Below are 11,198 nucleotides of genomic sequence, written 5' to 3'. Positions count from 1 at the left end.
GACCTGTCTCGACGATGCCCGCGGCTTTAAGCTGGTTCGCATGAACGAAGCCATTCCTGAACCGAGCGATCTCCTTCTTCCCGATGATCCGGCGCAGTCACTTGACGTGATTGCGGTCGGGGCTCATCCAGACGATGTTGAATCCGCTTGTGGTGGGACGCTCGCCAAGATGGCCCGTCAGGGCTATCGCGTTGGCATCGTCGATTTAACCGACGGAGAACCGACGCCTCATTGCCCCGACGTCGAAACTCGAATGGCGGAGTCGGTCCAGGCCGCCAAATGTCTTGGGGTTCACGCTCGGATTCAACTGAACCTGCCCAATCGCATCTTGATGGACGGTTTCGTTCCAAGGATTGCGCTTGCTCGGCAATTCCGACGATTTCGACCTCGGATCGTGATCGGATTCGGACAAAAAACGCCCATGGCGTCACCGGATCATTGGCAAGCGATGCAGATCACCGATGCGGCCGTGTTCTACAGCCGATTGTGTCGCTGGGACGAACACTTCAACGGCGTCCCGGTTCATGCGGTCGCTCGCCAGCTGTATTTCCGCTTGGCGTTTGAACCAGATGTGATGCCGGGTGAGTCGCACCATTTGATCGTCGATATCGGCGATTGTCTGGAGCAGAAGCTGGCTTCGATCACCGCCTATGACAGTCAATTTGCCCATAAACCCAAGATTGCCGAACGTGTGCGCGCGGCGGCATTGGTCACCGGATCGCAAGCAGGATGTTGGGCTGGAGAAGCGTTTGCTTCAGCTCACCCCTACTCGGTCAGCGATCTGGTCAAGACGGTGATGAATTTGTAGAGGAATTGCCGGGACATGGTCTTCGGCGGCTGGTGCTGTTCGATCCAGCGGTGGTTTGTCACAATCGCGACCTCGGATGGTGAACCCCACGTCGCGAAAATGGGTCGTGGGTAACGCCGAAGCCCTCGCTCCCCACACCGACAACTGCTTTCATGACGCGTCGTCTGCTCGTTACCGCTGCATTGCCCTACGCCAACGGACCGATCCACATTGGTCACTTGGTGGAATACCTGCAAACCGACATTTGGGTTCGGTTTCAGAAATTGCGAGGTAATCGCTGTTTGTACATCTGCGCCGACGACACCCACGGCACCGCGATCATGATCCGCGCCCGCGGAGAAGGCCGTTCCGAAATCGAATTGATCGAAGAAACCAGCGAAGCTCACCAGCGTGATTTCGCGGGCTTTGGAATTGAATTCGACCACTACGGCAGCACCAACAGCGAAGAGAACCGAACGCTTTGCCACCAAATTTGGCAATCACTTCGAGACGCAAATCTGGTCGTCCAGCGAAGTGTGGAGCAACTCTACGACCCGGAAGCCGAGACCTTCCTGGCCGATCGTTTTGTTCGCGGTACGTGTCCCAAATGCGGCACGCCTGACCAAGCGGGCGACAACTGCAATTGCGGACACACCTACAGTCCCACCGAACTGATCGATCCGGTCAGCACGCTCAGCGGTGCGACTCCGGTCATCAAAGAAGCCGAACACCTGTTCGTGGAATTGGAAAAGCTCCACGACTTCCTCTCCGAATGGGTTTCCAACTCGGGTGCTCTTCAACCTGAAACTGCCAACTACTTGAAAGGTCACTTTCTGGCCGAAGAACTTCGCGACTGGGACATCAGTCGACCGGCACCTTACTTCGGATTCGAAATTCCCGACGCACCTGGTAACTATTGGTACGTGTGGTTCGACGCCCCGATCGGCTACATCGCCAGCACGCAGCAGTGGTGCAACGCCAATGGTGAAGACTTGGCCGATTGGTGGAAAAGCGATGACTGCGAAGTCCATCACTTCATCGGCAAAGACATCACTTACTTCCACACGCTGTTTTGGCCGGGCATGCTCAAGACAGCTGGTTTCTCTCTGCCAACCAAAGTTCACATTCACGGATTTCTGAATGTGAATGGCAAGAAGATGTCCAAGAGCGATGGAACGTTCGTCAAAGCGGAAACCTTTCTCAAACACATCGATCCATCCGCACTGCGATACTTCTACGCCACCAAGTTGTCTTCGCGAGTCGAAGACTTGGATCTGGGAGTCGAGGAGTTTGTCGAGAAGGTGAACTCTGATTTGGTCGGCAAAGTCGTCAACCTCGCCAGCCGTGTAGGCAAATTTGCAAGCCGCACGGGATTGGCACCTTCGTATCCCGATGATGGTGGGCTGTTCCAAGCCGCCGCTGCGAAAGGCGACGAAATCGCCGCCGCGTATGAAGAAGGTGAGTTTTCCAAAGCAATGCGATTGATCATGGAATTGGCGGACGCGGCAAACCCGTTTGTCGAACACGCCAAGCCATGGGAAATGAACAAAGATCCGGAACGACAAGATGAACTGCGAGACGTCTGCACGGTCGCATTGAATCTGTTCCGGCAATTGGCCGTTTACCTGGCCCCAGTCCTTCCCGAACTGGCAAATAAATGTGGTGACTTGCTCGGCGAGCCAATCACGTCATGGGAACAAAGCCAAACGCCACTGGTCGACCGTGGCGTCAACAAATTTCAACGTATGATGGACCGTGTTAAAACCGAGGATCTCGAAGCGATGATGGAAGAAAGCAAAGACGAAGCAGCTCAAGAAACCGATGCTGCTGCCACTAACCCGTTCAACGACAGTGATCAACCACTCAAGGATGAGCCACTCGCCGATGAAATCACGATCGATGATTTTATGAAGGTCGACTTGCGCGTCGCTCGAGTGCTTTCCGCGGAACATGTGCCGGAAGCGAACAAGCTTCTGAAACTGACCCTCGGCTTGGGTGGCGACGAAACTCGTCAAGTCTTCGCCGGAATCAAAGCCGCATACGATCCTGAAAAGCTGGTCGGGCGTTTGGTCGTGATGGTCGCCAACCTCAAACCACGAAAAATGCGTTTTGGTTTGAGCGAAGGCATGGTCACCGCAGCCGGCCCCGGCGGCGAAGAAGTCTTCGTGCTTGGCATCGATGACGGCGCATTGCCCGGTCAACGAGTCCACTGACCCCAGTGTGGCATAGGCTTCCAGCCTGTGAAAAAGAGCGTACGAAGCACACGGCTACTCCACTCAACCATCGCCCTTACTCCGAGCGGGTGAGCGAAGCGAGTCGAATGGCCCATCAACGCCGCGCGACCTCCGTCACTGATACGCCTTGCCCTTTTGAGACCGACAGCCAGTGAAAATTTCCGCGATGAAAATTCTCATTGTGCATTGCCATTTCGAACGTGGCGGCGTGACTCAGGTAGTCGAAAACCATGTTCACTGCCTTCAGGGATCCGATGAAATTGACGAGGTCGCTCTGGTCAGCGGACCTCGACAATCGGGGTTGCAAGCAGCAACACGTGAATCGGCGTCCATCTGGAGCGTCGAATCACTGGAATACGATTCGCATCGTGACATGTCGCTGGGCGTTGACGAGCAAGCCCAAAACACCGCTCGCGAACTCGACGAACGGTGCGAACAAGCGGGTTGGTCTCGCCAACAGACCGTCGTTCACTGGCACAACCACAGTCTCGGCAAGAACGCGGCATCACCGTTGGTGATCCAACATCTCGCGGCGATGGGCTACTCGTGCTTGCTGCAGATCCATGACTTTGCCGAGGATCAGCGTCCTCAAAACTGGGCTTATCTGAAACAATCTCATGGTTGCCGGCGAGCAAGCGAACTCGACGCGATCCTTTACCCACACGGTGATCGGCTTTCCTACGCGACGCTAACGACCGGCGATGCGGAAACGCTCGCGCAATTTGGGATTCATCGTTCTCGCGTCGATGTCCTGCCCAACAGCGTGCGCCTTCCAACCGCCGAACTGCCCGAGTTCGAAGTCGCAACGCAAAAAGTTCGGGAGGCATTCGATCTGCCTGCCGACTTTCGCTGGATGTTGTATCCCGTTCGGGGCATTCGACGCAAAAACCTTGGCGAGTTCTTGTTGATGTGCCAATTGGCCGGTCGTCCCACGATCGGTGCGATGACGTTGATGCCAGCCACGCCCATGGAAAAGAAGTCCTACGAAAGGTGGCAAGCCGTTGCTGAGCGATGCGTTGAAAACGTCGTGTTCAACGCCGCACATCATGAGGACATACAATTCGTCGACAATTTGTCGGCCGCCAGCGTTGTCGTGTCTTCCAGTGTGGCCGAAGGATTCGGGATGGTCTTCCTCGAACCGTGGCTGGCGTCTCGCAGCGTCGTTGCTAGAAATCTGCCGGGAGTGACCGGCGACTTCATCAATCACGGGATGCGTTTGGATCATCTCTACGATGCGGTCCAAATTCCCGGATCGCCCGAGTGGCTCGCCGCGGCCAACCGCCAGTTCCAAGATGCAAAGACGAACGCTTGGAAAGATGTTCAGCGCGACGTCGACATCGCGAGATCGCAGTCGACGCCCGACCAATCAAGCGGCGATGCAAACGATTGGATCGACTTCGCTCGATTGACACCTTCGATGCAGATCGAAGTGCTACAGCGTTTCAACACCGACGCCGGATTTGCGCAGGAAGTTCGCGAACGCAACGCGGCATTGTGCGAAGCGTTGGTGACCGAAGCCCGTCCTGCTGTCATCGATCACAACCGAAACATTGTTGCCACCCACTTCGGACCGGAGAACCAAAAGCAGCAATTGCTGAACGCATATCGAAAGGCGATCAGCAACGAAAGCATTCCGGTTTCCGAAGTCCAAAGCGACCAAACCATGTTGGATTTGGTCGAACATTCGCGGCCGTTTTATCCGTGCCGCGTTGAACAACTGGATTGAACGACTCAGCGACGCGAGTTGCTCGTCCGACCCGCCATTTGTTTGCCCTTGGGTCGAACCAAGAACACTTTGGGATCGTCGACGATGAACGAAGTGCTCCAACGGCGTCCATCATCTGCACTGCAGATGTTGTAGAAGAACGTCCGCATTCGTTCGGCTTCGTAACCGTATGGGAATTGACTGGTGATGTAGTCTTCTTCCGTCAGGTCCTCGACGCCCGGCGAGGCGTAGTAGTGCACCATGCCATCGGGCGTGACGCTGATACCCATCGTCCACCAACCAGTCGTCGTGATCTGTGGTCCGCGGAAGTCGGCTCCGCGTTGGTTGCTGCGAACTCGCAGGTAAGCGTAGTCGTCGGTACGGCTTCGGCTGTCTGCTTTGCTCTCAAACTCGATGAACATTCCGGGCCAGTAAATCTCGTTGCCCATCTCTTTGCGTTTGAGTTTGAGAAACCCAATCTCTTTTTCGATCAATGCCGTTGTTTCGAGAGCCAAACGGAAGCCAAAGTGTGGTCCGCTGCGCTTTTCCCATTCGGCGACTGGTGGCAGGAACACTCGAGTTGTGACGCTGGGCACCTCAGAAACATCGATGCGACGCTTCAGTCGATACTGAACGTTTGCAATGAAGTCATCTTGGTGCATCGTTCCGCTAGCGTTACCTGGGATGCCAGTGAACTTACTGCGCATTAGCAGAGCGCCTTTGCTGCCCGGCAATCCGCCGGCAGGAGTGACGACTCGTTCGACCACGTCCGGGTGGCCGCGTTTGATGCCTTCGTACCAACGGCCGTTGGTGCTTTTCCCCATCGGTGCACGTTGATTTTCATCAATGTCTTCCGTGCTTTTGGGATTGTTCGGCACGTATCGCCACGATTCGTCCTCGAAGTCATCGGCCACGCCGACGAGCTCGGTGCCCGTCCCGGGAACGACCGGTCGTTGTGCGTTGGCGTCTCCACCGCACACACTTACCAAAGCTGCGACTCCTGCGACGAAGGCGGATCGCCAACGTCGTGCCACCGGCTCCTGATTTTCCACCGGCTCCACAGTTCGCAGTGCGAAATGGCCGACCCAACGGTTGGTGTTGCTCTGCATTGCTACTTCCGTCACTTCCGTTCCCAAAGGATTGAAATGGACATGGATCGCGGCCTGAACGACGGTGTCGTGGGCGAAACGATGATCCATGACGGAGGCCCCCCTCCAACCGGAACAATCGGCAAATTTTGACCGCCACTCCAATCCATCCGGTTCAGGCTGGGAAAGTTTTGCGGCGGATCACCCCGATCAATCGGGTCTGCCAAGGACTCCAAACGTCACAATCGTTCCCTTCCTCACAAACCATCTCGGAGAGCGGTGGACTGCTCCAGAACGCCCGATTCCGAGACCGAATTGCTCGAAATTCGCAGGAACGGAACTATGGTTGTTTGTGTCGGAGGGACGCACTCTGCACCATGATTTACCCAAATATTAAGCGTCCCCCCGTGCGAGGCGGGGTCGGTTCTTCGGAGCCGGCCTCGCCTTTTTTCGTGGACCTCGGATGAAAGTGTCGGGCGGGCCGCGAGAAGCCTCTCCAAACGCTCAAATGCTCTCACATTCGGGATTTTCGTTGACGGGAGACGGTGAGTCGGTGAATAATAAGACTCCGCGAAACATTCGTGTTTCGATCCTTTTCGGCCGTGCTCTTCTCACCGAAGGTGTTCCTTTGCGACACGCCACTACGACCTCGTCCTCGTCCAATCCAACTGGCCCCATTGCTGCCGCTGCGCATTTGAATTCAGCGCACTCGGTTCCAGACGCCGGAGGCCAGGTTTCCAATCATCAACGCGCCAAACGAATTTGGATTCTGTGCGTGGTCATGGTGCTGTGTTGGCTGCTCAGCGGAATCGCATCGGCCCAGCAGTACGAGGTGATTGACTCACCTGCGGCGCAACTGACTCCCGAACAAATTGATGGCTACGAGCGTGCGGCAAAAACCTTGGCAACGACTCGAAAGAAGGAGCAACTGACTGGGGAAGTCCTGAAGGGCGCGACGGTTTACATTGAGCATGTCGTCCCCTACCAAATTGTTCGCAAGGAAAACCTAAACAAAATGGGGCCGATGCTGGCTTCGCTTGAGAAGTCACTTACGAATGCGCAACGCATCAACAATCCTGGCAAGACGGAATTGTTGAAAAGGATTTACAAGGGGATGATCAAAGTGGCGACCGGCAACCACATCCCCGCTGCTCGAATCAATGCAATCTTGGTTCTGGGACGGCTTGACAGCAACCCGTACGATGGAGCGACGGGACGTCCGCCTCTGCCATTGGCTGCGGTTGTTGCACCTCTTTTTGACACCCTTGTTGGTCTGTACGAAAACGAAGAGGAGGTCGACGGCGTTCGCGCGGCAGCTTTGCAAGCTTTGCATCGAACTGCAATGTACGGATTCTCATCGATGAAGGATGAACCGAAGGCCAAGCTGACGCAACTGATGACCGATTTGCTCGATGCACCGGCACCGGAAGGTCGCGATCCGAAGGCGCACGCTTACTTGCAGCGTTCGGCGGTCGACATTCTGCATTACCTCAGCACACCTGATGACACTTCACTGGGCAAGCAGTTGATTTCGATCAGCACTGATGAAGAAAAGCCTGACTTGATCGCGCTCTATTCGGCCGCCCAGCTGGGCGACATGACCAATCAACTCAATGGACAGGTCGCCGACACCGACGGCGTTTTAAAAAGCTGGACGCGTCGTGCTTTCGACACGGTGGAATCAGAGCTGGAACGATTGCAGGCACGCGATCGCAACATCACGATGACCGTGAAGCAGCCACCAAATCCAGAAACATTCCTGGGCGTCAAGGAAGAGAAAAAGAAGAAGAAAGACAAGAGTCGTACCACCGGCGGCATGATGGGTGGTGGCATGGACATGGGAATGGATTCAATGATGCAATCGGGCATGGACATGGATATGGGAATGGACATGGACATGGGAATGGGCTCCGACATGATGATGGAAGGAGGCATGGGAATGGGCATGGGTATGGGAATGATGGGCGGCATGCCGGCTGCAAAACCCCAGCCACCAGAAGTGTCGCTGTCTCGCCGAAGAATCACTCACGTCCTGCAACAAATCATGCAAGGTGCAGTCGGATCAGCTGAAGCAGAGGTTCCAAAGACCCCACGAGGTTTGATCGCGGCAGCGTCGGACGAAGACAAAAAAGTTCTGACGTCATGGGTCGATGACATTCGCCCGATCGCAGAGGCGATCAACGACGACCAGCTGGATGACAAAAAGAAGTGGCTGGAGTCGCTGGAAGAGCAACGTGTTGCTCTGGCGAAATTGGCGGGAGTCGAGCTATCGGATGAAGACGAAGACGGCGAGGGTATCGATCGTATGCCAGGCGGATTGCCAGGCTTGGGCGATGGACTCCCCTTTGGTCCGCCAGCAGGTGCTGGCCTGCCCAATGAGGCAGCGGCGGGAGCAGCGGCCGATGCCGGCTTGCCAGTGGGCGGTGGTTTGCCAGTGAACTGATCTTCCACCAACGACTTTGAAACACCCAACGCGAGGTTGATAGCAATTTGCTCATCAACCTCGTGTCGTTTAGGGGCAGGCCGCCGATTGACAGACACGGATTGACAGACAACAGCGTCTGCCAATCATGAAGCCCCTATTCTCCGCGAGACGCGAAGCTTCGCCGAATGTAAACGACCATCTTTTTGATGTCTGATGGCATCCATTCGGTTCGGCTCAACAAATCCGATGCGAGTGTCTCGACGTCCGCACACGGCATTTCATGCGTTGCTCCTCATTCGCACACAGCGTTTCGCGAACATATTCTTCTCACACTCTCTTTTCCGACAATGGATTTGGAACATGTACCGCACCACTGAAGCTTCGAGCGTTGCTCGCACTTGGAAGTTGATATTTACGACGATCACCGGATTGATCGTTGCGGCCTTTAGCTTGTCATTCGCTCCCCAGTGCCGTGCGGAGGAATGGAAACAATGGCGCGGACCAGACGGTGACAACCATGCCGCGACAGATGCGGACGCTCCCGTTCGATGGGACTTGGAACGTGGCGAAAACGTCGTCTGGAAAACGTCGATTCCCGGTCGTGGACATTCAACGCCGATCGTGGTTGGCGAACACATCTTCCTGACCACGGCGGTTGCAGAAGACGAGACTCAACGGCTCATCAAGTGCAATCGATCGGATGGACGCATGGTCGACAATTGGGTGATCCATCGCGGAACCATGCCGGACCGGATTCACTCGAACAATTCATACGCTTCGCCGAGCGCAGCCTCTGACGGACAACATGTCTTCGTGTCGTTTCACACTGATGATGCGATCGTCGTTACCTCACTCAACTTGGACGGCAAACAAAATTGGCAGAAGAAGGTGGCGGACTTTCGTCCCTCGCGTTTTCAATTTGGCTACGGAGCCAGCCCCATTTTGGTGGACGATTTGTTGATCGTCGCAGCGGAGTACGACGGCGCTGACAGTTGCCTCGCTGCTCTCGACACGCACACCGGTCGGATCGTTTGGCGAGTCGAACGGCCATCCAACTTGAATTTCGCGACGCCGATCGCGACCACGATCGGCGGTCAAGACATGGTGCTGATGTCGGGTGCCGACATGATCAACGCTTATGATCCAGTCTCAGGCAAAGAACTGTGGCGCGTTGACACGGCCACCGCAGCGATCTGTGGCACGGTGGTTTGGGACGATCGCCGGGTGATGACCAGCGGCGGCAACCCGGGCTCTGGAACCTGGTGCATTCTCGGTGATGGAAGCTCCAACAACGTCCAGTGGGAAAACAACGTCAAGTGTTACGAACAGTCGTTGCTGACCATTCCCAACTACGTCTTCGCTGTGGCCGACACGGGCGTCGCCTACTGCTGGCGGACGATGGACGGCAAACAAATGTGGCGTTCGCGATTGTTCGGTGGTGGAATCAGTTCGTCGCCCGTGTTGGTGAACAACCGAGTTTACGTGGGGTCCGAAGAAGGAACGATCTTCGTTTTCAAAGCGAGCCCGGACCGTTTTGATCTGATGGCCGAGAACAAAACGGGCGATTCGATTTTCGCGACACCGGTCCCGGTCGATGATCGACTGCTCATCCGAACGGGAGTTGGCAAAGGTGCTCAGCGTCAGGAATATCTGATTGCGGTCGGTCTTCGGTAAACTCGATTGCTTGCCGCGACGACTCTGCCGGGCTGCTCCGCCTGAGCACATCAGCGGACTTTTCCGATCAGGTAATTTTTTCTAAAGAAATCGATTGGAACGGTCGATGGATTGGCTATGCCACATTCCAATCCTCATGACCGCATTGCTCCGATTGGCCGGGGCCAAATCGCACGCTCGCTGACGCGGTGCTTGCTGATTTGTGTGCTCGCCAGCTCGAGCGGTTGCGTGGCGTTGGGAGTTCCCAGTGAACGAATCCACGATCCAGACGATCATGGTGGGTTGCTCGGCGATTGGCGTCGTGGGCGTCCCCACACGGCCGCTCAGCACACACAAAGCCTGATCGAGGACGGAGCCGTCATCGTCCCCACGGACGGACATGGCGTGATGTGCGACAGCACCGGACCAACGCGTCACGAAGCTGTTGGTCAAGTTGGTTCAGGCGTAATCGACGGAGTCATGCCATTGAACCTGGATCCGGTCACCGGTGGCGTGCACGCCGAACCAGAAAAGGCACCCGAGGTGCCTTGGCCGCGGTTCCATCCGGTTCCAACTCGCCCGGTCTTTGGTGGCGGCTTGGTTGCCGATCCGCACGCGGGAATCTAGGCTTGGCGGCAGAATTCGTTGAGACCTGTTCCGTCCGCCCATCCTGACGCCGATCCGCCATCCATGACGCCTCTGCAAAGCCTGTTTGAATCCCTTCGTGGTCAAAACCGCAAAGCCCTGATGCCGTTTTTGACGACTGGCGACCCAAACATCGATACGACGGAAGCGGTCATCGCGGCAGCACGCCAGGCCGGAGCGGACCTTTGCGAAGTCGGCGTTCCCTACAGCGACCCCATTGCGGATGGCCCCGTCATCCAAGCCTCGTACCAACGAGCACTCGTCGCCGGATTCAAACTTCAACACGTTTGGGATTTAGGCCAACGTTTGACCGAAAATTCCGACGTCGACGCGATGCCGCGGGTCACGATGGTCAGCTACTCGATCATCTACCGAATTGGCATGGCCAAGTACGTCGATCAGGCGATGCAAGCCGGCTATTGCGGCGCGATCGTACCTGACCTGTTGGTTGAAGAAGCGGACGAGTTGAGCAAGATCTGCCGCGAAAAGGGTTTTGATCTGATCCAATTGGTTACCCCGACCACGACCCGAGACCGTCAGTGCAGAATCGCGGAATTGTCCAGCGGATTTCTCTACTACGTTTCGGTGACCGGGATCACGGGCGAGCGAACCGCGTTGCCGACCAATTTGGTGGACAACGTTGGGTGGCTGCGAGAGCAAA

The 11,198-nt window shown here is 56.0% G+C and carries 8 protein-coding genes; 7 read left to right on the top strand and 1 reads right to left on the bottom strand.

From position 1 onward, the window contains the following. Positions 1–40: 40 nt before the first annotated feature. From RE6C_RS26935 to RE6C_RS26925, 3 genes are all read left to right on the top strand, one after another. Positions 41–808, top strand: a complete 768-nt coding sequence (locus RE6C_RS26935; RefSeq protein WP_039963594.1) for a PIG-L family deacetylase — start codon at positions 41–43, stop codon at positions 806–808. Positions 809–960: 152 nt separating this feature from the next. Beyond that, positions 961–3,000, top strand: coding sequence for a methionine--tRNA ligase (metG, locus tag RE6C_RS26930; RefSeq protein WP_008661798.1), 2,040 nt, complete (start codon positions 961–963; stop codon positions 2,998–3,000). A 187-nt stretch (positions 3,001–3,187) separates the two neighbouring features. Continuing rightward, on the top strand, positions 3,188–4,747 hold the full coding sequence (locus RE6C_RS26925) for a glycosyltransferase family protein (protein WP_173401838.1): 1,560 nt from the start codon (positions 3,188–3,190) through the stop codon (positions 4,745–4,747). Between the two features lie 5 nt (positions 4,748–4,752). On the opposite strand, the gene RE6C_RS26920 is transcribed toward RE6C_RS26925, so the two are convergent. Beyond that, complete coding sequence (locus RE6C_RS26920) at positions 4,753–5,925, bottom strand: hypothetical protein (protein ID WP_008661796.1); 1,173 nt, start codon at positions 5,923–5,925, stop codon at positions 4,753–4,755. A 352-nt stretch (positions 5,926–6,277) separates the two neighbouring features. On the opposite strand from RE6C_RS26920, the gene RE6C_RS26915 reads away from it, so the two are divergent. The 4 genes from RE6C_RS26915 to trpA all read left to right on the top strand — a co-directional run. Then, on the top strand, positions 6,278–8,257 hold the full coding sequence (locus RE6C_RS26915; protein ID WP_008661795.1) for a hypothetical protein: 1,980 nt from the start codon (positions 6,278–6,280) through the stop codon (positions 8,255–8,257). Between the two features lie 342 nt (positions 8,258–8,599). Continuing rightward, a complete protein-coding gene (locus tag RE6C_RS26910) occupies positions 8,600–9,913 on the top strand; it encodes an outer membrane protein assembly factor BamB family protein (protein WP_008661793.1) in 1,314 nt (437 codons plus the stop codon). A gap of 117 nt (positions 9,914–10,030) precedes the next feature. Then, the gene (locus RE6C_RS26905; protein WP_008661790.1) at positions 10,031–10,519 is read left to right on the top strand and encodes a hypothetical protein; all 489 of its coding nucleotides are present in this window, start codon (positions 10,031–10,033) and stop codon (positions 10,517–10,519) included. Between the two features lie 63 nt (positions 10,520–10,582). Next, a partial coding sequence (trpA, locus tag RE6C_RS26900; protein ID WP_008661789.1) for a tryptophan synthase subunit alpha occupies positions 10,583–11,198 on the top strand: 616 nt, incomplete at its 3' end.

The organism is Rhodopirellula europaea 6C (assembly GCF_000338295.1).
In the GTDB taxonomy this organism is placed as follows: Bacteria; Planctomycetota; Planctomycetia; order Pirellulales; family Pirellulaceae; genus Rhodopirellula; species Rhodopirellula europaea.
This window is presented reverse-complemented; position numbering and strand designations above follow the sequence as displayed.

What these genes read in the sequence shown, in the direction of transcription:
- RE6C_RS26935 (WP_039963594.1), top strand. Translation starts at nt 41, where the DNA reads ATGAACGAAGCCATTCCTGAACCGAGCGATCTCCTTCTTCCCGATGAT.
- RE6C_RS26925 (WP_173401838.1), top strand. Translation starts at nt 3,188, where the DNA reads ATGAAAATTCTCATTGTGCATTGCCATTTCGAACGTGGCGGCGTGACT.
- RE6C_RS26915 (WP_008661795.1), top strand. Translation starts at nt 6,278, where the DNA reads ATGAAAGTGTCGGGCGGGCCGCGAGAAGCCTCTCCAAACGCTCAAATG.
- RE6C_RS26905 (WP_008661790.1), top strand. Translation starts at nt 10,031, where the DNA reads ATGCCACATTCCAATCCTCATGACCGCATTGCTCCGATTGGCCGGGGC.
- metG (WP_008661798.1), top strand. Translation starts at nt 961, where the DNA reads ATGACGCGTCGTCTGCTCGTTACCGCTGCATTGCCCTACGCCAACGGA.
- RE6C_RS26910 (WP_008661793.1), top strand. Translation starts at nt 8,600, where the DNA reads ATGTACCGCACCACTGAAGCTTCGAGCGTTGCTCGCACTTGGAAGTTG.
- RE6C_RS26920 (WP_008661796.1), bottom strand. Translation starts at nt 5,925, where the DNA reads ATGGATCATCGTTTCGCCCACGACACCGTCGTTCAGGCCGCGATCCAT.